This is a genomic window from Microcoleus sp. FACHB-68 (genome assembly GCF_014695715.1).
Lineage (GTDB): Bacteria > Cyanobacteriota > Cyanobacteriia > Cyanobacteriales > Oscillatoriaceae > FACHB-68.
Genome location: NZ_JACJOT010000008.1, coordinates 906,395 through 925,373, shown reverse-complemented (window position 1 = coordinate 925,373; position 18,979 = coordinate 906,395). Strand labels below are relative to the sequence as shown.

17 protein-coding genes are annotated in these 18,979 nt (G+C 47.3%); 6 read left to right on the top strand and 11 right to left on the bottom strand.

Features of this window, described 5'->3' with window-relative positions; all coding sequences use genetic code 11:
- Window positions 1-178 precede the first annotated feature (178 nt).
- The 3 genes from H6F73_RS12775 to H6F73_RS12765 all read right to left on the bottom strand — a co-directional run bounded on the left by H6F73_RS12775 (window position 179) and on the right by H6F73_RS12765 (window position 3,561).
- Window positions 179-2,407, bottom strand: a complete 2,229-nt coding sequence (locus H6F73_RS12775) for a serine/threonine-protein kinase (protein WP_190759105.1) — start codon at window positions 2,405-2,407, stop codon at window positions 179-181.
- Window positions 2,408-2,569: 162 nt separating this feature from the next.
- Window positions 2,570-3,076, bottom strand: coding sequence for a hypothetical protein (locus H6F73_RS25970; protein WP_199330514.1), 507 nt, complete (start codon window positions 3,074-3,076; stop codon window positions 2,570-2,572).
- A 26-nt stretch (window positions 3,077-3,102) separates the two neighbouring features.
- Window positions 3,103-3,561, bottom strand: coding sequence for a GatB/YqeY domain-containing protein (locus tag H6F73_RS12765; protein ID WP_190759104.1), 459 nt, complete (start codon window positions 3,559-3,561; stop codon window positions 3,103-3,105).
- A gap of 347 nt (window positions 3,562-3,908) precedes the next feature.
- Between H6F73_RS12765 and H6F73_RS12760 the strand changes: the two genes are divergently transcribed.
- The gene (locus H6F73_RS12760; RefSeq protein WP_347239528.1) at window positions 3,909-4,901 is read left to right on the top strand and encodes a ribose-phosphate pyrophosphokinase; all 993 of its coding nucleotides are present in this window, start codon (window positions 3,909-3,911) and stop codon (window positions 4,899-4,901) included.
- A gap of 50 nt (window positions 4,902-4,951) precedes the next feature.
- Here the strand turns inward: H6F73_RS12760 and H6F73_RS12755 are convergent, their stop codons facing one another.
- Window positions 4,952-6,136: a hypothetical protein gene (locus H6F73_RS12755; protein WP_190759103.1), complete on the bottom strand. Its 1,185-nt coding sequence runs from the start codon at window positions 6,134-6,136 to the stop codon at window positions 4,952-4,954.
- 522 nt (window positions 6,137-6,658) lie between these two features.
- Here H6F73_RS12755 and H6F73_RS12750 point away from each other — a divergent pair.
- Window positions 6,659-7,582, top strand: coding sequence for an alpha/beta fold hydrolase (locus H6F73_RS12750; RefSeq protein WP_190759102.1), 924 nt, complete (start codon window positions 6,659-6,661; stop codon window positions 7,580-7,582).
- A 100-nt stretch (window positions 7,583-7,682) separates the two neighbouring features.
- Here H6F73_RS12750 and H6F73_RS12745 read toward each other — a convergent pair whose 3' ends face one another.
- Entirely contained in the window at window positions 7,683-7,868 is a 186-nt protein-coding gene (locus tag H6F73_RS12745) for a hypothetical protein (RefSeq protein ID WP_190759681.1), read from the bottom strand.
- Window position 7,869: 1 nt separating this feature from the next.
- A complete protein-coding gene (locus H6F73_RS12740) occupies window positions 7,870-8,199 on the bottom strand; it encodes a (2Fe-2S) ferredoxin domain-containing protein (protein ID WP_147688702.1) in 330 nt (109 codons plus the stop codon).
- Window positions 8,200-8,339: 140 nt separating this feature from the next.
- On the opposite strand from H6F73_RS12740, the gene H6F73_RS12735 reads away from it, so the two are divergent.
- Both H6F73_RS12735 and nblB read left to right on the top strand, forming a co-directional pair.
- Complete coding sequence (locus H6F73_RS12735; protein WP_190759101.1) at window positions 8,340-8,804, top strand: CBS domain-containing protein; 465 nt, start codon at window positions 8,340-8,342, stop codon at window positions 8,802-8,804.
- A 107-nt stretch (window positions 8,805-8,911) separates the two neighbouring features.
- The gene (nblB, locus tag H6F73_RS12730; protein WP_190759100.1) at window positions 8,912-9,577 is read left to right on the top strand and encodes a phycobilisome degradation protein NblB; all 666 of its coding nucleotides are present in this window, start codon (window positions 8,912-8,914) and stop codon (window positions 9,575-9,577) included.
- A gap of 148 nt (window positions 9,578-9,725) precedes the next feature.
- Here the strand turns inward: nblB and H6F73_RS12725 are convergent, their stop codons facing one another.
- Both H6F73_RS12725 and H6F73_RS12720 read right to left on the bottom strand, forming a co-directional pair.
- Window positions 9,726-13,118, bottom strand: a complete 3,393-nt coding sequence (locus H6F73_RS12725; protein ID WP_190759099.1) for an ATP-binding protein — start codon at window positions 13,116-13,118, stop codon at window positions 9,726-9,728.
- Between the two features lie 123 nt (window positions 13,119-13,241).
- The gene (locus H6F73_RS12720) at window positions 13,242-13,907 is read right to left on the bottom strand and encodes an ABC transporter ATP-binding protein (RefSeq protein ID WP_242072479.1); all 666 of its coding nucleotides are present in this window, start codon (window positions 13,905-13,907) and stop codon (window positions 13,242-13,244) included.
- Between the two features lie 274 nt (window positions 13,908-14,181).
- Here H6F73_RS12720 and H6F73_RS12715 point away from each other — a divergent pair, with 274 nt between their 5' ends.
- The gene (locus H6F73_RS12715; RefSeq protein WP_190759098.1) at window positions 14,182-14,601 is read left to right on the top strand and encodes an SH3 domain-containing protein; all 420 of its coding nucleotides are present in this window, start codon (window positions 14,182-14,184) and stop codon (window positions 14,599-14,601) included.
- A gap of 3 nt (window positions 14,602-14,604) precedes the next feature.
- Here the strand turns inward: H6F73_RS12715 and H6F73_RS12710 are convergent, their stop codons facing one another.
- From H6F73_RS12710 to H6F73_RS12700, 3 genes are all read right to left on the bottom strand, one after another.
- Window positions 14,605-15,822 (bottom strand): ABC transporter permease, encoded by a 1,218-nt coding sequence (locus H6F73_RS12710; RefSeq protein WP_190759097.1) that lies wholly within the window; start codon window positions 15,820-15,822, stop codon window positions 14,605-14,607.
- A gap of 211 nt (window positions 15,823-16,033) precedes the next feature.
- Window positions 16,034-17,503 (bottom strand): efflux RND transporter periplasmic adaptor subunit, encoded by a 1,470-nt coding sequence (locus H6F73_RS12705; RefSeq protein WP_242072478.1) that lies wholly within the window; start codon window positions 17,501-17,503, stop codon window positions 16,034-16,036.
- A gap of 399 nt (window positions 17,504-17,902) precedes the next feature.
- Complete coding sequence (locus H6F73_RS12700; RefSeq protein ID WP_347239527.1) at window positions 17,903-18,397, bottom strand: MarR family transcriptional regulator; 495 nt, start codon at window positions 18,395-18,397, stop codon at window positions 17,903-17,905.
- 257 nt (window positions 18,398-18,654) lie between these two features.
- On the opposite strand from H6F73_RS12700, the gene H6F73_RS12695 reads away from it, so the two are divergent.
- Window positions 18,655-18,891 (top strand): hypothetical protein, encoded by a 237-nt coding sequence (locus H6F73_RS12695; RefSeq protein WP_190759095.1) that lies wholly within the window; start codon window positions 18,655-18,657, stop codon window positions 18,889-18,891.
- Window positions 18,892-18,979 lie beyond the last annotated feature (88 nt).

The following is an 18,979-nucleotide window of genomic DNA, read 5'->3' as shown; positions in this document are numbered from 1 at the left end:
GTTTGTTTATTGAGATTGAGGGGGGCTGTAGGGACGCAAGAGGGTGTGCGCCCTCTTCAACGGTTCAGGAGAGAGGACTTTACTGATGAGGATCGCTTCGCCAACAACACAAGTTAGAGGAGTATCAGCTTAAAATCCACCTCTGGCAAAAATCTTAAAAGTCCAAACCCTCGCTGCCCTAATTGCGAAGGCTGACATTGAGCGTAAAGGCAGTTTCCTGGGGTGCAATTACCTCAATTTGATAATCACCGGCAGTGGGCAGTTGAGCCTGCCAGGACAAAAGGCCAGATGCGTCTTCCACCGGCTCACCGTCTGGATAGCGAATATTGAACGTCACATCTCCGGTGACGGGTTCAACCGCAATCACTTGTCCTTTGGCAGCACGCACTAAATAGCGCTTGAGTAACTGGGGGCTGGTGCGACCAGAAATTTGAGTTTGGGTTTCACCAGTTTGAAAGCTAAGGGGTTCTCCGTCCAAAGTCTGAAAGCTAAGAGGTTCTCCGTCCAAGGGTGGAATTGTGGGTTGTGGTGGTTCTAGAGTAGGCGATATGACAGGTGCCGGCGTGGGAGTCGGTTCTAGAGTGGGAGTTGGTGTGGGTTCGGGTGTGGGAGTTGGAGTCGGTTCGGGTGTGGGAATGGGAGTCGGTTCCGGTGTGGGAGTTGGTTCGGGGGTGAACGTCGGGATAGGCGTAGGTGTGGGAGTTGGAGCCGGCGTGAATGTTGGGGTGGGAGTCGGTGTGGGAATGGGTTCGGGGGTGAACGTTGGGATAGGCGTAGGTTCCGGTTCGAGTGTGGGAATCGGAGTGGGTGTGGGAATCGGAGTGGGTGTGGGAATCGGAGTCGGTTCGGGTGTAGGTGTAGGTTGCACCGGCTGCTCCAAAGTTACCTCTAGCTGGTAGTCAGTTTTGGACTTTCCGGGCACAGGTTTAAGTTGAATGCTGTACTCGCCCGCAGCCGGTAAAATACCCTGCCACACAGATACCCGTCGCGACGGTTCAGCCAGAGGTTTTCCGTTTGGCCCGAACAGGGTCATAAAAACATCTTTGCTCAGCAAGTAAGCGGTTAATTGCAGTCCTGGCTGTCCCTGAACCACATAGTTAATCGTTTCATCACCTTTCAGGCTGCCACCGGCAGCTTTAGTTGTGCCGAGGGGGACTTGTAAACGCTTGATGGGGATTGGTTTGGGCGTTGGAGTCGGACTGGGATTGGGTCGCAGTGGAGCTGTCGGTGCCTGGGTGGGGGGAACGGCAACGGTTGCGGTTGGGGAGGGTTGAACCGGCTGCCGATTTCCCACAGAACTCACCAGCGCCCAAGATCCAAAGCCGGTGATCAGTACCAGGCCGGCACCAATGGCTGTGACCGCCAGAGGGTTATCCCAAATAGACGTTTCTTGTGGTGGCTCAATGATCGGATTGATTCGGTTCGGGCTAGGGGCAGCAGCAGGGCTATTTGGGTCAAGCCGGCGTCCAACCGCTACCGTTTGCACCTCGGAAAGACTGGGATGAGGAGGTTGAGGGGCGGGAATGGGCGGCTGGGGGATCGCTGGGATGGCAGGAATGGGGGGTGGAGTGACTAGAGGCTTGAGCGCCTGAGCAAGTTCGGTTGCGCTCAAGTAGCGATCTCCGGGTCTATAACTTAACATCCGATTTAAGACTGCACAGAAATCGGGATTCACTGACGCCCACTGCTGCCAATTCCAAGTCAGCTGCACGTCATCAAATAATTCTAAAGGTTCTCGACCCGTGAGCAAGACAAGGGCACTCACGGCTAAAGCATAGAAATCACTGCTCGGATAGGCACGGCCTGTTTGGATTTGTTCGCTGGGCGCATAGCCCATTTTCCCAACGGTGGTTGCCGGCGGCGTTGTCTCAGGGGAGAGGACACGGGTGGCCAGTTCTTTAACCACGCCAAAGTCTATCAACACCGGCACCCCATCGGCCTCTCGCTTAATAATATTATCTGGGGAAATATCGCGGTGAATGATGCCCTGAGTGTGGATATACTCCAACACCGGCAACAACTGCCACAGCAACTGCAACACTTCGGTTTCGGAAAATGTGTTCCCGGCTGCTTTTCGTTCGTTGAGCAGGGTGCGATAGGTGTTCCCTTCCACGTAATCTTGCACCAAAAACAGCCGACCATTCTGCTCAAACGTCGCTCGGAACTGAGGAATTTGGGGATGCTGAATTTGATAGAGGGTGACGGCTTCTCTTTGGAATAACTCTTGCGACTTTTCCACCGCATAGGCACCCGTCTGAATGGGGATAAATTCTTTAAGGGCGCAACGTTCGTCAAACCGATTGGTATCTTCAACCAAGTATGTGCGCCCAAACCCTCCCTGACCCAAAATACTGAGCAGGCGGTAACGGTTTTGTAGGATGGTGCCGGCAGGAATTGGTGGTTGCATAGCAGGTTAGACCATTTTAGATTCTAGATTTTAGATTGGCAGTGAACGGGTTGCCCTTCAGAGACTTTCTAGCTTCCTACCAAACGTTCGGATCACAAAAAAGGGAAGAGGGGATAGGGACGTTACTCACGATTTCCTCCCCGCTTCACTGGATATTGGCCTTTATTCGGGCAGAGGTGCCACGCGATCGCGATTTTCGTCACTGACTCGCTGCACTTGGAAACTCTCAATGTTATCTTCAAAACGATTGAAAATAACGCGCATTTCATCGTAACTCACGGCAATGGAGACGCCGCGTGCGTCAGGACATTTGACGCGCAGTAAGGTTTGGAACCCTGTTTCGTCGGTGTAAAAGGTTTTGGGACATTGGGGGCTGATGAAGCCTTCAATAGCTAGCTGGTTGAGTGCTGCAATGCCCAAGGGTCGGTTCAAAATGTACTGCAAGGCATCGGCTTTTTCTGGTTCAGTCATGGGTCGCCATTTCTGGGTTTGAGACTGGCTGCTTGAGTCTGGGGACTGCTGGGCCATCACTGCTGGCGTTTGACTGTTTTTGGGAGCCGGTGATGAGTTTGCCTCAGTGCCGGCGAAGGAACAGCCGCTCATTGCCACGGCAAGTATTGCTGCGATTAAAGTTGTCTGGAGCGTTTTTGTGTTAATCAGCTTGGTCATATTGCAACCTTCCCCGTAGGGATGAGTTAACTGTTTAATTTGGCTTTGACCATTTCTTGGACTTTTTTGCCGTCTGTTTTTCCTTTGAGCTGTTGCATTGCAGGACCCATGACTTTACCCATGTCTTTGGCTGTGGTGGCACCGGCTTGGGCGATGATTTGGTCAATGATGGCGCTGACTTCCTCATCAGACATCTGTTGAGGTAGATACTCTTCGATGATGGCCAATTCCTGAGCTTCTTGTGATGCTAGATCCTCTCGCTTGGCTTGCCGGTATTGCTCGATTGAATCCCGCCGCTGTTTGGCTAGCTGCACTAAGACTTCCATTTCTTGCTCTTCGGTGAGTGCTTCTTGGCCGGCAGGACGGACGCTCACTTCTTTTTCCAGGAGCAGTTTTTTAATGCTGCGGACTGTTTCCAGCCGGATTTTATCCTTAGATTTCATGGCTGCTTTGATGTCTTCGCCAATCTGATCCTTCAAGCTCATGATGTTAACCTTTCTTACGACTTTGACAAGCAGGCGCGAACGCGAGAATTTTTTTATTTTATTTTTATTTTCTGTGCCGGCCCGACAGCTTGGACGTTTTCAGGCCAGTCTCAGCTTGGCCCAAGCCCCACAGGTGCCTATAAAACGAATGCCCTTCCGTGCTTGTCTGGCTTAGGGATAGCCGGCTGGGGTCGCTCTGTTAAGCATGGGAGCCGGTTAGAGCAACATTCTTTAATTTACCGAAACAATCGATCCCCATTTCAAGGATTTCTCCGTAGAATCCTAGGCAATAATTTTAAATAGGAATGATAAGATTGCCATGAAAGAACGCGCTGCGAGGGTCTGCTGTGATCCATTCTGCTACTCTAACTCTTCAGCCTGCTTTACCAGCTGTTGCTGATCATAACCGTCTGCGACTCTTCTCTGGTTCGGCCAATGTGGCCCTGTCTCAGGAAGTGTCTCGATACCTGGGAATAGACTTGGGTCCAATGGTACGCAAACGGTTTGCGGATGGAGAACTTTACATTCAAATTCAGGAATCGATTCGGGGTTGTGATGTTTACCTACTCCAGCCTACTTGCCATCCGGTGAACGATAACCTGATGGAATTGCTGATTATGATTGATGCCTGTCGTCGTGCTTCGGCACGGCAAATTACGGCTGTGATTCCCTATTATGGCTATGCGCGGGCAGACCGCAAAACGGCTGGACGGGAGTCGATTACGGCAAAGTTGGTGGCCAACTTAATTACTGAAGCTGGAGCCACTCGCATTTTGGCGATGGATTTACACTCAGCCCAAATTCAGGGCTATTTTGATATTCCCTTTGATCATGTTTACGGTTCGCCGGTGATCTTAGATTACTTGGCAAGTAAGAATCTGCCTGATCTGGTAGTGGTTTCCCCCGATGTCGGCGGTGTGGCACGCGCCAGAGCTTTTGCTAAAAAGTTAGATGATGCTCCCCTGGCAATTATTGATAAGCGCCGGCAAGCTCATAATGTGGCGGAAGTGATGAACGTCATTGGCGATGTCAGAGGTAAAACAGCCGTGCTAGTAGACGATATGATCGACACTGGCGGCACGATTGCAGAAGGAGCCAGACTGTTGCGGAGTGAAGGCGCGAGGCAGGTTTACGCCTGTGCAACTCATGCGGTTTTCTCGCCGCCAGCGATTGAACGTCTCTCAAGTGGGCTTTTTGAGGAAGTAATTGTCACAAATACAATTCCCGTGCCTGAAGAAAACCGCTTCCCACAGCTAACGATGCTTACAGTTGCCAACTTACTCGGTGAAACCATCTGGCGCGTTCACGAAGATAGTTCTGTCAGCAGTATGTTCCGTTAACCGGCAATAAGCAGTAAAAGGTAAAAGAAAATCTTCTGAACTTTTACCTTTTATGCTTCTTGCGTGTTGATATACGGCTCATTTTCAAAGCTAGGTTTAGATAAAATCTTAACAGCGCTCAAACCTTCACGAAAATGAATGATGGTTGTCATGATGGCAACTAAAAAGTAGAAAGCTCGGATTCCCCACCCAGAAATTGAAAACAAAGCTGCTATTTTTTTGGAATCTATTTTAGTGATAGTGGCGAATCTTGATGTAACTTTCTGTTTATGAGCGCCAACCGATTCCATCTCCGCTTTTTTTGTGGGAAGAACTGGAAATTCGGCAGTATGAATATAAAATCCTAAAAAACCTTGCTGCCCCACTCTACTTTTTAAAAATGAGTTAGTGAGCTGTTCGGCTTTCACGTATTCTAGATTATCTCGCTCTGCTATTTCATTCACCCAGTTGGAATACTTGACGATATCCGTTGTGCAAAAAATAACGGGAAGTAAAGCAATAATCAAAAGACTGCTGATCGGCACGCCAACTTTTCGCGGCAATAGGATGGTTGCAACGCCAAACCCCATTCCCAAAATTGCAAAAACTAAAATATTTAAAATTTCAATAATTTGAATGCCCCGCAACACATCGCCAACAATTTGAATTTCATAAATTAAACGTTCAGCTACTAAAATTGCCGCTAGTTTTACACCAAAAGCTAAAGCAGCTAAACCCAAAATACACAAAAAATACAAAATAATAAAAACGAAACTTTTAATGAAAGCAAGAACCGGATGAAGCGGTTTAGGGGGGGTTAAAACCTGGGTTACCGGCTCGGTTTGATCGGAACTAGGCTGCGGACGTTTCGCGTTTTTGGTGGGCGCTTTTTTTGCGGCAGGACTTTTGCTGGCGGGGGGTTGGGCTGTCGGAAGCTGAACGAGTGTGGCTGCTGAACCGGCATTCAAATCAAATTTTTCTCGCCAAGCTGGGGCTGTGTTGCCGGCAGTGTGTCCCTGTACCACCACCCGCTGCACTGATTCGGGTTTTAAATTCATCATCCCCTTGCGGATAAAATTCACCACCATTGATTGATCCGGGGGATTATTTGATTCGGCAAACACCATTAAACAATTATTCTTAATCCCAACTTTAACGGTAATTCCTTTAGGTTGGAGGGATTGGTTGATTAAGACTTTGATTGCTTGCGGGTTGCCTTGCTTGGCGAGAGTTAAAATGTTCTGCTGCGTCATCATTTCCACCTTCAAAATCTATAAACTTTAGCCTGGAAGATGCGCCGGTTGTCGCCCAGTTGTGGGGGTTGCTTCCAAGGGAATCTGACGCAATCCGCGCTTGCAGGTTGGCGCTGCCCGCAAAAACCAAAGGAACTTATTTGTTAATAGAGCTTTCACGCCTTCGGCACCCTGTCCTTTTCAAATTACGGCTTTCTGAGAGACCAGGAAATTATAATATAGCGATTGATCGATCTGATTTTGCGTTTTGTCATTGGGTTCTTCGGGGGCATCTTGGGGAAAGTCTGGTGAGCCGGCTGGCTCATCAATACAATATATTGGCAGATCCTAAGTCGAAAAGTGAAGTAAGGGCATTATGCCTTATCGCTATTGCGTACCGGCTATTGTACTGCCGGCACATCTGATTGCTCACAAGTCTCTCTAACTGGCCAAAACCGGCAGTCAAATTCCAGAGAAACGATAGCTCCAAGCTGAATCCGAAACAAAGCTTTATAATAGTTAATAAAACTTATTAATTTATCTCGCGTGGAAGCAACTCTTACAACACCTACAATTCCTGGTGCCTACTGGAAATGGCGGGGGCAATCTATTTACTACCTGCACGCCGGCAGCCAGCAGCCACAACGTCCGCCACTGCTGTTAATTCATGGCTTTGGGGCATCTACAGACCACTGGCGCAAAAATGTTGCCGATTTATCTGCCGACTTTGACGTTTGGGCAATTGACCTTTTAGGGTTTGGGCGTTCTGCCAAACCAGATCAACTCTACAGCGGCGATATCTGGCGAGATCAACTGCATGAATTTATTACCGAAGTCATCGGTGAGCCGGCAATATTGGTCGGTAACTCCCTCGGTGGCTATGCTTCGCTGTGCGTTGCAGCCCAGCGACCAGAGTCTGCTTTAGGTTTGGTGTTAATTAACAGTGCCGGCCCTTTTACCTCTAACGAGCCGGTGCGCCAACCTGACCCAATGCGAGACACCTTAAAAGAAGGCATGAAGTGGCTGTTTTTGCAAGATTGGGCGAGTTTCCTGCTGTTTCAATACACCCGCCAGCGCTCAATCATTCGCAAAACGCTAGAGAAAGTTTATCTAGACAAAAGTGCGGTAACAGACCAGCTGGTAGAAGATATTTACCGGCCTTCTTGTGATGCCGGTGCGGCAAAAGTGTTTGCCTCCGTCTTCAGATCCCCTCAAGGTGAAAAAGTTGACCTTCTGTTGAGCCGGCTAAATTGTCCCCTGTTGATGCTGTGGGGAGAAGCCGATCCTTGGATGAACTCAAGAGAACGAAGCATCAAGTTTCGCCAATACTATCCCCAGTTAACCGAATATTTCCTCCGTGCCGGTCACTGTCCCCACGACGAAATCCCAGAACAGGTGAATAATCTGATCCGTTCTTGGGCGCTGTTATCTATGGAAATCCCGAAGCCAGAAGCGAGCGAGAAGGAGTAGGGGCGCTCCTATTTACCCAAAAACACGGCAAGCTATTGTCTCTTACAAGTGCGATTACTGAAAGGAAAATAAAGAAGACAACTGTTTACTGAGCTCCTAATCATGTCTCTAGCCTCATGCCCTTACCTTTAGGTTGGCGCAGCCTTGCCCATACCTTTAGGTTAGCGAAGCCTTGCCCAGTGCCCAGTGCCCCATGCCCAATGCCCATACCTTTAGGTTGGCGCAGCCTTGCCCAATGCCCAGTGCCCCATGCCCAATGCCCCATGCCCCATGCCCCATGCCCCATATTAATAAAATCGCAAATGAATCCTAGGGTGCAGTTTGGCTTCCACCGGCTCTCCCCCGATTAGATGCTTCTCAACAATCACCGGCACATCATCCGGTGTCACGCGGCAATACCAAGTCTCTTCTGGCGTCACCCGGACAGTAGGGCCAGAGCTGCACTGTCCCAGACAGCCGCTAGGGTTAATCGTGACGCCCGCAACTTTATGCTCTCGGAACGCTTGTAGCACCTCTGCTGAGCCGTTTCGCTGGCAAGATAGATGCTGGCAAACCATAACGCAAAGATATTTGGGTTGCGGGTGCGGTTGGTCACACTCAGTTTCTGCTTCTGCCATTGATTCGGGTTGCCATGTAAATCGCCTGATGCTTCCGATCTTAACCTTAGGCGTGAGGAGTCTTTGTCGATCAAAGGCTGAGTGTCCTGGCAGAGCTATGATAGGAGATGAGTGGATCTTTGTAGCAGATTTAACCCACCATGCCTAAGACCGTTGCCGATGTGATGAGCCGGGATTTAATCATTGTCCGGCCTGAAACCCCCTTACAGGAAGCGATTGAGATTCTGGCTGAACGACGCATTAGTGGTCTTCCCGTGGTGGATGAGACCGGCAAGTTGGTTGGTATCCTTTCTGAAACTGACTTGATGGTGCGGGCAACTGGAACGACGCCTCCGGCTTATATCATGCTGCTTGATAGTGTGATTTACTTAAAAAATCCAGCAACCCACGAACGAGACTTGCACAAAGCCTTAGGGCAGACGGTGGGGGAAGTGATGAGCCAAAATCCGATCACCATCACACCCGATAAATCCCTGACAGATGCAGCACGGCAGATCCATGATCGCAAGATTCACCGCTTGCCGGTGCTGGATGCTAACGGCCACCTGATTGGTATCCTGACTCGTGGGGATATTGTGCGAGAGATGGCAGCCAGTCAAGATTAATCAAAAGTTTTTTATTTTCGCTCGAAAGTTTGGCGCTAATCGTTAATCATCGTTGAACAATTAGCCACTAGCCCTCGGTCAGTTCGTAAGTTCGCAAAAGCAAGAGAATGAGTATTACTCCTGAGTCTGTTAGGCAGCAACTAAATTCAGAAGATTTGGGCGAGCGCCTTCGTTCCGTTAACCAACTGCGCCAGCTCGAACCGGCCATTGCATTTGAACTAGCCCAAACGGCTATTCAAGACAGCAACGCCCGCGTTCGCTACGCAGCGGCAAGCCAAATGGCATCATTAGGCCGGCAGGATTTACAAACGGCGTTAAATGTGCTGCGTGATCGCCTAATCCACGATCCTGAACCCGATGTGCAAGCAGCAGCGGCAGATTCTTTGGGAGGGCTACAGTTAAAAGAAGCCTTTGAAGACTTACAGCAACTGTATCAAACAACGCCAGAGTGGATTGTTAAGTTCAGCATTGTTGCTGCTTTAGGAGAACTGGGAGACGAGCGCTCATTCGATTTATTAGAAAATGCTTTGAATGCCGGCGAAGACCTCCTGACAATGGCTGCGATTAGTTCTTTTGGGGAACTCGGAGATCAGCGGGCGATCCCGTTGCTGACTCCTTTTGCCACCCATGATGACTGGCAGATCCGCTACAGAGTGGCACAAGCACTGACACGTTTTGGCGGATCGGACACGCGCTCGACCTTAGAAAGTCTTGCCAACGATGACGTGGAACAGGTGGCCCAAGAAGCTAAAACCGGCTTGACCTCTGCTTAAATGAGCTGCCGGTGTAGCATCGCAGCAGTCATTATTTGTTAGGAGATTGGGACAATTAGCAAAACCGGCCCCTACAGCTAGGAATTTTTGCGATTCTGCTTCAGTTAAATAACAGCAGAATGTAGGGGCTGTTAATTTACTAATCTCTTTATAATTTTTCCTCGAGTGTTTCAATCCCCCTCCAACTTCCCGCTTTCCCAGATATTTGCAGCTCTTGAGCGCGTTTCACATAAAAAGCAGCCGCTTTATCTTGATTATTTACCTGCAAAATTTGCTCAAAAACTTGGCAGGCTTCAGCAAATCTTTGATTTTCATAAAGATTAATCGCTTGTTCAAAATCAGTTTGGGTTTGCAGTTTTAAAGCTTTTTGTTGGGCTGGCTCTGCGTCGTAAATTTCAAAGACTCCGACGGCTTCTTGCTTACCTTTGACTTTAACTTTACCCAAAAATCGATAGCAATAGTTTGCCGGCTCGTTGAGACAATTAAGCGTTTGTTCGCTGATCACAATCCCTGAGCCATAAAGTTTTGTTAGCCCTTCCAAGCGAGACGTCAGATTCACCGCATCGGCAATTACCGTTGTTTCCATGCGCTGTTCTTCTCCAACAGTCCCTAACATTAAACTGCCGGTGTGCAAACCAATACCAATCGCAATCGGAGGGTCGCCATTTTCCTGCCGGTGAGCGTTATAAAGTGAGACTTGCTGTTGTATTGCGATTGCTGCTTGCACCGCGTCTTCTGCGGTTTCCGGAAACAGTGCCATCATCGCATCACCAATATATTTATCGATAAAACCCTTGTGATTCCGAATCACAGGGCCAACTCGTTTCAAGTAGTCATTAATAAAATCAAAGTTCTGTTTGGGTGTCATGCGCTCCGACATAGCTGTAAACGAGCGGATGTCAGAAAACAAAATTGTCATTTCTTTAAGGACTTGGTCGCCTAATTTAACATCAATAATGCTCTCATGTCCTAAAAAACGCAGAAACTCATGAGGCACAAAACGCCCGTAAGCCAGGGTTATTTTTGATAGTTGAATGTGGATTTTAATTCGGGCCAACAATTCATTTTTTGAAATCGGTTTGGTTAAATAATCATTAGCTCCTGAAGTAAATCCTTCCATTAAATCAGACACTTGATTTAATGCAGTTAGTAACACCACCGGCAATTCATTTGCCGCAAATTTTTCGCGAAGTTTTTGACAAACTTCATAGCCGGTCATTCGCGGCATCATCACATCTAAAAGAACGAGGTCTGGTTGAAACCCTTTTTCAATGGTTGCTAAAGCTTCCATCCCATTTGTCGCTTGCGTGAGAGAATAGTTTTGCAGAGATAAATGGTTAACAAGCACTTGCAGATTCACCGGCTCATCATCCACAATTAAAATTTTAAAGTCTCCTTGAGAAGCGTTAAATTGAGGAGGATTAGGTTCTGGAGCTAGATTCAGGGATAAATCTGAAACAAAGTTGCGTTCTGGCAAGGTGTCTTCTTCGTTTGTTACAGCTAATTTTGATAATTTCAAACGAGGATTGCTGATATTTGTGGGTTGCCTATCTTGAAATGACACCGGCAGGGTAAACGTAAACCGCGAACCTTCTCCCAGCGTTGATTCCAGCCAAATTTTGCCGCCGTGCAACTCGACAAGCTGTTTGGTAACGGCTAAACCCAAGCCGGTGCCGCCGTATTCTCTGGCAGTTGAGCCGTCTGCTTGTTCAAACGACTCAAAAATTCTCTCCCATTTGTCAGGGGAAATGCCAATGCCGGTGTCAGAAACGGTAATCGCTAATATTGGCAATTGCGGATTGAGGGGTGGTGAGGCAGAAAATTCTTCTCCACTTCCTAATACAGCAGAAATTTCTATGGTGCCGGCTTCAGTAAACTTGATGGCGTTGCCGATTAAATTGTGTAAAATTTGTTGTAATCTATTTTCGTCAGCCTCTACCGGCGGCAAATCTGGGTCAATTTTATTGATTAACTCTAAAGATTTTTTACCGATTAGGGGGTGGCTAAGTGTCAACACCACATCTGCGATCTCTCGCATCCCCACGGCACCTTTTTGTAGTTCAATATTTTTGTGTTTTAGTCTAGAAAAATCGAGAATATCATTAACAAGCTGAGTTAGACGCCGGCCACTTGAGACAATTAAAGAAAGATTGGCAATTTGCTGTGAAGTCAGTAAGCCGGTGGCTCCATCAATCATAGATTCAGCAATGCCAATAATGCCGTTAAGGGGTGTGCGAAGTTCGTGGGATGTATTTGCTAAAAACTCATCTTTGAGCTTAGCAATTCTCTGCAATGTAGCATTCTGCATTTCTAGCTGGTTTCGCGCTTCGGTAAATCGGCGTTCTAGAATAACAACCAGAAATAAAATAAAGCCTAACATTCCCCAGTAATAAGTCTCTACCGGCCAGCTAATAATTTTCAGGCTTTCAAGAATATCTGGCAGAGCGCAAAGTGCAAAGACAGTAAATCCTGATGTAAACAATTTTGCTTCAATATTTCCTTTTAAAGCTACTTTAATTGCACTTGCAATTATAATGAATGTACTTCCAATAAACAGGATAAAAGCCGTATTTACTGTAGCGTCTAAAAAAGATGATTTAACGCTCACTAAAGTTAAAGCGACAACCGCATAAACAAGATGCAATTGCCATAGTCGCCTGATGATAGATTTACTGCCGGTGCCAAATATTTGCTCAAAAAAATAACATAGCCCAACAGGTATTAAGTAAAAGGAGGCTAGCATTATCGGTTCATAATATTTGGGAATAGTAAAAATTAAGTTAATCGTGTGGTTGTCTAAAATGCTATAAATTCCTAAGCAAATTGAAAAAAAACTAAATCCTAAATAAACTTTTTTTGTGCTATCTTTCAATAAATATAAAAACGCAAAAAATCCAATCAAAGCAAATAGGCATCCTAAAACAAACTTAAAAATTTCTTTTTTAACGACTGATTTAATTAGCTGTGGAAGCGAGCCAATGACTATTTTTTTATCAAGTCTAATATCAATTAGGTTCTGAAAATCTACATTTGCTCTAAAAAGCAAAGTTTGATTTTGTAAATTAGGTCTTACCGGAATAATCCACCAGCTTCTATCTTTTAAGTTGAGTAGGCTCCCGGCTGCATCTAACTCGGCAAATTTACCAATGAGTTCCTGCTCTTGATATACTTCAAATGCCCAAGAAGCTCCTTGTAAATCAAGGCTGGGATATTGCCACCGGCCTTCAGGCAACTTAACACGAAACCAAGCCATTTTTTCTCCCGGAGGTTTCGCTAGCTTTGCGGGAATTTGTAACGATTTCCACTCAGGACTTGAGAGTTCCTGATAACTCCACACCGGCACACCCGCCGCATCAAATGGTGAATCACCCCAGCGGTACTGCCAACCTTCTGTAATCGCCACCGGCAGCGAATTTGTAGGTTGCGGAACACCAACATAACTCGACTGAGTCGAAAAAAGCTGACCCATCAGCACAGCCAACAAAAAAGCGCCTAAACATAATAAAATGTGGGCGCGGTTCCAGCGAGATACAAGCCTCATTTTTTAACTCTCCTGAGAAGCGAGCCGCAATGTTTTGGCACCACTTAGCCTAGTTTGAAGCGCCATACAAAAGCGCGAAATCTGACTAAGCAATGATAATCCACTTGCAGCTTAATATACTCCTTAGAAAGCAGCGTGACCTAAATCGTCTGGGGTTAGATGGGAGTGTACGATCTGGCCATCGCGGAACCAGACGATGCGACGGGTACAACGCGCGACATCTGGTTCGTGCGTCACCATAACAATTGTGATGCCGGCAGCATTGAGTTCGGAGAAAATATCAATCACTTCTTGGGTAGTTTTGGAATCCAAAGCGCCGGTGGGTTCATCTGCTAGTAGCAACACGGGACGATTGACAATTGAACGCGCAATTGCCACCCGTTGTTGTTGCCCCCCTGATAGCTGATTAGGTTTGTTATTCAGCCGGTTTTCTAACCCGACTCGAATTAGTGCTTCTGTTGCTCTATCTCGCCTTTCTTGAGGGGAAACGCCGGCATACACCATCGGCAACATCACATTTTCTAAGGCTGACAGTTGCGACAAAAGGTGAAACTGCTGAAATACAAACCCCAACTTAAGATTACGAATCTTCGCTAATTCTGATTCGTCCATCTCCGCAACATCCAACCCATCAAGATAATATTTTCCCGATGTAGGCCGGTCAAGACAGCCGATAATATTCATGGCGGAAGATTTGCCCGATCCAGAAGCCCCCATAATCGAGCAGTATTCACCCTGTTCTATTGTCAAATCCACACCGTTAAGAGCGCGAACTTCTGTGTTGCCCATGCCATAGATTTTGGAAACATTTTCAAGCCCCACAATCACCGGCTTATGCACTGTAGGGGTGTTGTCTAACGTTTTCAGGGCTTGACTATCTAAGGGTTGGTTTTTCATAAGGATATTCGCGCTAGAGACTCAACGGCTGGAAAAATCAGAAGACTAGACTAATTTTAATTAACCGAAAGATTTTATGGAAAAATATGTTTATTGCTATTTTGTCTATTATAATACTAATCTAAAGAAATAAAAGCTAAATACTCCTGTAGATACGGGTAAAAAAATGCTTCGTTTTGTACCGGCAATCGTGATCACGACTTCAATTTGTACCATTGCGACCATTGCTTTAGCGCAAAGAAATCAAGAGCCAATTCCAGATCGCAATGGAGATTACAATTCAATCCAGAGAATCAGCGCCAACGGTCAGGAAATTCAGGGAGTTGCCGGCGAACATCGCTCTTGGCGGGTTGTTACCGAAGGTTTAAACTGCCGTAATGGCCCTGGCGTTAATCACCGAGTTAACCGGCAATTTGCTCAGGAAGATTTGTTTCAAGCGGCAAGCTTTGGTCGTGGCGGTTCCGATGAAGTGATCGTGATTCAGCGGGACAATGCCGGCAAACCTTGGCTTCGTGTGGAACTTAACGGGGGCCAGTGTTTTGTCAGAGCAAACAGCCGGTATATCGAACCTAACAGCTTGGAGTGAACTTTAGGCACTTCTGAGGGCAACAATTGGGTCAAGTCTAGCCGCCTGACGTGCCGGCACCACCCCAAAGAAGAAACCAATGCCACCAGAAATGCTGGTAGCCACGGCAATTGCCACGAGAGAAACGCCACCCTTCAAAGGCGTAAATGCTCCGATCAGCATGATACCGCCAATGCCGAAACCAACGCCAATTAAACCGCCCACAACTGACAGAATGACAGATTCAATCATGAACTGAACCAGGATATCTTGCTGGGAAGCACCAATTGCTTTACGCAGTCCAATTTCCTTCGTGCGTTCGGTAACGGAGACGAGCATAATGTTCATAATTCCAATGCCGCCCACAAACAAAGAAATCGCTGCCGTTGCCGCTAAGAGCAACGTTAATGCCCCTGTAATGCTGCCCAAGGTATTCATTAACTCCTGCTGATTCCGCACTGTAAAATCATCTTCATTGACGATTTTATGACGCAATCTCAGTAAATTTTCAATTTGAAACTGCGCCTTTTTCATACTCGCCTCATCCTCAACTGAGACGGAAATAAAGGTTACTTGAATTCCATAAGGAGATGACCGGCCTACAATTCGCCGCGCCATTGTTGTAATTGGCACATAAACATTCATGTCCTGATTGTCACCAAAAGTTGAACCCTTTGGTTCCATCACGCCAATCACTTGCAGGCTGACATTTTTAACACGAATCTGTTCGCCTAGGGGGTTTTTATTCCCAAACAATTGCTGAGCTATTTCTGAACCTAGAACCACAACATCTTCTTGCCGTTGCAAATCTAAATTCATTAAGAAGCGGCCTTTGGCAATATCGAAACTTCGCACAGAAAGGAATTCTGGCGTTGTTCCGATAATCGTAGCTGAGTTATTTTTGTTGCGGTAGGAAATCAGTTCGCTGCCGTTGAGTGCCGGCGCAACTTCACTAACTGAAGCAACTTGCTCAGCGATTGCTTTTGCATCATCAAGCACCAGTGTTTGAGGTGGATAAATAGGCCGTCTTTGAGCTTCAGGACTCCCTGGAATCACAAACAGCAAGTTTGAGCCTAATGAGTTAACTTGATCGCCAACAAATTTCTGCGCCCCTTCTCCGATTCCAACCATTGCAATCACTGAAGCATTGCCAATAATAATTCCTAGCATGGTTAGGCTGCTTCGGAGTTTATTGGAGAGCAACGTTGTGGTTGCCATTTTGACGCTTTCAACAATATCCATTGTTTTTTTGTGATTTCTCTTTGGTTATTGATTAGGCTTTTTGCAAAAATTAGAGGTTTTGGATTTAAAAACCACAGATGGTTTATCTGGATTGTTGGCTTTTGCATGGGGTTTTGGATGATTTGAAACCCGCAGATGCACGCAGATAAACGCAGATGACGCAGATAAGGTTAAGGGTTTTGATGCGTTTGGTTAGGGGTTTTTTGAGGGTTTATTTAATGGTTTTGATTACATCTTCTAGTTTTTTACCTTCGGGAAGTTCAAGAAATACGCGGTCGCCGGCTTTTACGCCATCTAAGACTTGAATTTGATTGCCAATGGTAGAGCCGACGGTAACAGATTGAAATTTAGGTTGATTTTTTTCGTCGGGAATTAAGACGCCGGTTTCTCCTTTGTTAGTGACAATTGCCACGGTAGGAACCACCAAAGCATTGCTGAGCTTGTCGCCTACAAACTTAATATCTACATTCATTCCAGACTGTAACTGATCTTTACCGGCATCAATGCTCACCCGCGCTTGGAATAAGGTAACATCTCGTTCTTTCACCGCTTCCGGGGCAATCAAATGAACGCGACCTTTAAATACGCGATCGGGATAAGCATCGGCGACAATTTCAACGGTTTGACCGACTTTAATTTGACCGATATCTGCTTCAGGAACTTTCGCTAAAACTTCCAAATCCCTGGCAAGGGCAACAATAGAAGTTGACGTTGCGGAAGACGCGTCAGAAGCGGAGGTTGCCGGCGTCACAAACGCACCTTCTATGGCGTATCTCTGGGTAATAATTCCAGCAAAGGGAGCACGAACTTTCGTATCTTCCAATTGCACTTCATAAAAGCGCACTTGTCCTTCCGCCTCGGTAACATCTGCGTTAGCCGCAGCAATTTCTTCTGGGCGGGTGCCATTTTGCAGCTGCTCTAAACTGCTTTGGGCTTCTGCCACTGCCGCTTCGGCTTGTTCAATTTCCTCTGGGCGGGTGCCATTTTGGAGTTTTTCTAACCGGCGATTTGCTTCTGCAACACCGGCTCGCACTTGTTCCAGGTTTGCTTGCGCCCTACGCTCTTCATCGAGAAACTGATCCAAATCTTTTCTGGCAATTGCCCCCACGTCGGCTAGTTCCCGGTTGCGCCTGACATTGCTGGAAGCCAAGTTTAACCGCGATTGCGCCTCTTCTACTTGCGCCTGTGCTCTCGTCACACCGGCTTCGGCTTCGGCAACATCCTCAGAACGGCTGCCGGCTCGCAATTGGTCTAAACTCGCCTGCGCTTGATTTAAACGTGCCTGCGCTTGGACAATCTCTTCTGGCCGGCTGCCGGTCTGGCGCTGTTGCAAACGGGCTTTGGCGCTCGATAGCCGTGCTTGTGCCTGCATCAGTTGTGCTTCTATTTCGCCACTTTCCATGCGAGCAACGACTTTCCCCGCCTCCACGCGATCGCCTTGCTCCACATATAATTCGGCTAAACGACCTTGGGTTTTCGGACTAAGATTGACCCGCTGCACCGGCTGCACTGCCCCACTCGCCCCGATCCGCACTGTCAGGTTTTTTGACTCCACCGGCACGGTTAGCTCACTGATATCTACCTTGGGTGCGGCATTCCGCAACGCCACAAATGCTGTGCCGCCGGTGCCCAGCAACGCAGCCGCAATCAGCCCGATTGCCCAACCTTTCCCTTTCGGCATCCATTTTCGTTTGGGCTTGGCTGAGCGATCGACAGGTGGCTCTGGTGGCCGTTGCCGGTCTTGTTTGAGAGCTGATTCTTTATCCGTTGCTGACTGCAATTGCATGGCCGTATTCCTGAAATTAATCAGTAAGTGAACGAAATTTCGTCGAATTATTTCTAAACTCTGGGAAAGCGAGGCCGGATTAGACTACATGAGATTGGCTGCGAATCAGCTAAATTCAATGCCGGCGGCTGGAGTTGTATTAATTGTAACGATTTGTAACGACTTTTTCTGGAATGGAAATCACTGAGGCAAAGATGCGAACCCATTTCATCGGCTTACTTTCCAACTTACGCTCCCCAGCACAGATCGCACGTCCTCCAGTTGACTCACCTGAGTGGATGACTTTTAGGACTTCTACGAAACATTGGGTTGGTCTCTTTGGGGATGCTCTTGTTCCCAACACTCAATCAACATTGGAAATTGCCGCTCAAAAAAAGCGTGAAAGTCGTGCATCTCTTGCAAGCGTTGCCGCCGCTGCGGATCTTCGCCTTCTACGAGTTGCAACCCATGTTCGGCTAGCTGCCGAATTGCTGTGATTTGGGCAACTTGTTGTTTGATTAACGCTGACCAAGCACCCAGTTTGATACAAAAGTAGTCCCGGCGATCTCCGGGCAGGCTCATGCGCTCTACTAAGCGGGCTTGAATCAGCAGCCGAGTCATGGTGCTGATCGAGCCTTTGCTAGCTTGCAAAACCTCTGCCAGTTCGCCGGTAGACTGGTGCGGCGGGTTTGAAATCAACAGCCAGCCTAAAATTCGACCAGCCATCCGAGGTAGACCGGCTAACTCGAACAATAAGCCCACTTCTTCGACAAACCGTTTCACTTCAAATTGCCGTTGCTCTTCGTCCACACGTTATGCCTTTGTCAGGGATTTTGACCCATCTTTAATTTAGCATCTTTCTGAACGTTCAGTCCTGACTGAACGAATAAAACTATTTTTGTGTTTGGATTCATATTTTTGTTAAGATGTCAAGAGCCAGAGGTAAGGTTGAACACTCACTAAACCCCGGAGTTTAACCGGCTTTGTCAAAGTTACACGGCAACGGGAATTAGGCCGTAGCCCAAGGTGCCACTCTGCCGGGTGTCAGCACCGCAGAAAGCAGTTTAATGCTTAGAGCGCAGGCAACGCTTCCACCCTTGGTAATGGAGAGCGCCTGTAGGCCGGCTTTTGTGAGGCGAGCCGGTCTCATCCAAATCTTTGATACCGGCACCGGCTATGTAAGACTTAACCAGCTTTTTGCAAGAGTGTCACAGCCGAAAGGCGCTCAAGGGCTAAAACAAAGGCAAAATGAATACTGGTTGTCAGGTTGGACTGGTTTTGTCAGAAGTTTCAGTGCCGGTTAAATCCATTCGCAACAATTATGGCAACACAAGCATCCTAAATTAATAAAGAGCGCCGAACTAACCGGGCGCAGCAAATTTAAGCGTAGTA